Source organism: Pseudomonas spelaei (assembly GCF_009724245.1).
Lineage (GTDB): Bacteria > Pseudomonadota > Gammaproteobacteria > Pseudomonadales > Pseudomonadaceae > Aquipseudomonas > Aquipseudomonas spelaei.
In genome coordinates, this window is the sequence record NZ_WNNK01000067.1 from 1 (window position 1) to 1,310 (window position 1,310).

The window sequence follows — 1,310 nt, forward strand, 5'->3', positions numbered from 1 at the left end:
TGTCTAGTCCTGAAATAGGTTTACACCTGTTTCACCCCAACGCCCGATGTATTGCATCGGGCGTTTTGTATTTCAAAGACTGGTGCGGACGCTCGCCGTTGTAGATCGATATCGACTCACTCACCATCTTCTTCGCCTGCGTTAAATCGTGTGGTCGCTCAAGCAGAAGCTCTGTCTTCAAGATCCCGTTGACCCGCTCTGCCAAAGCATTTTGGTAGCAGTCATAGCCGTCCGTCATCGAACACCGGATGCCGTGTTTCGCGTGCAGTTCCTGGTACATTCCCGAGCAATACTGGCTGCCTCTATCCGAGTGATGGACCAGTGGTTGCGCGGTTTGACGCTGACTCACGGCTCGACGCAACGCCTGCACTACCGACTCGGTGTGCAGACTTTCATGGACGTGGTAACCCACGATCTTTCGCGAAAAAGCATCCGTCACAAGGCTCAGATAGGCCACACCTTCCTGAGTGGGCAGATAGGTAATGTCTGCTACCCAGACTTGTTCCGGGCCGGTTGGAATAACCTGATCAGGACCCGGTTTGAGTAGGTTCGGATGGCGCCGAAAGCGATGATGGCTGTCGGTCGTCTTGTGATACGCCCGCTTGCGGGCCACCAGTAACCGCCTTTCGCGCAGGATCGAAAACAGCCGATCTCGCCCCACTTGCAGCTCAAGTTGAGGCTGGCAATGCAGCAAGTGGTGCAGCTTTCGGGTACCCAGACGCGGCTGACGCTGACGTTTTTGCTGAACGAAGTCGGCAACTTTCTGATCCAGAACCAGACGAGTTGCATCAGCGCGATTGCGTTTGTAGTAAGCCTGTCGGCTTATCCCCATGAACTGGCAAGCCCTGCTGATGCTCAGGTTTTGGATTCGTTTTTGCGCGAGGACTTGCCGGGACGCTTTTTTACGACAGAGAGACCGTAGTCATTTTTCAAGACATCCACGACCGCCTCGAAAAACTGCGCTTTCTGATTGGACTGCGCCAACTGTTCTTCAAGCTCTTTAATGCGTTGTTCTGGCGTTAGTGGTCGGTTTTTGTCGGGCATAGACCCCATCCTCGGCGAGCCAATGTATGTGCCTGGGCTCCAATCTTGCCGACCATGCTTGCGTAACCACGTCAGAACGGTCGTTTTGCCTTGAATCCCGTAGCGCTCCTGAGCCTCTTTATAGCTCAGCTCGCCTTTTTCGACTTGGTCGACGACCGACAATTTAAAGGTCAGCGTGTAGTCTCGCTGGCTACGCCTTTTTCCTGTCTCCATTACGCCCTCCTGAAAATAGATCAGAAGGTGTAAACCTTATTCAGGACGGGACA

Annotated in this window: 1 pseudogene; it reads right to left on the reverse strand. The window is 53.5% G+C overall.

Annotated elements, in window-relative coordinates:
* Positions 1-3 precede the first annotated feature (3 nt).
* Positions 4-1,257: pseudogene (locus GNF76_RS29205) on the reverse strand (IS3 family transposase).
* Positions 1,258-1,310: the final 53 nt, after the last annotated feature.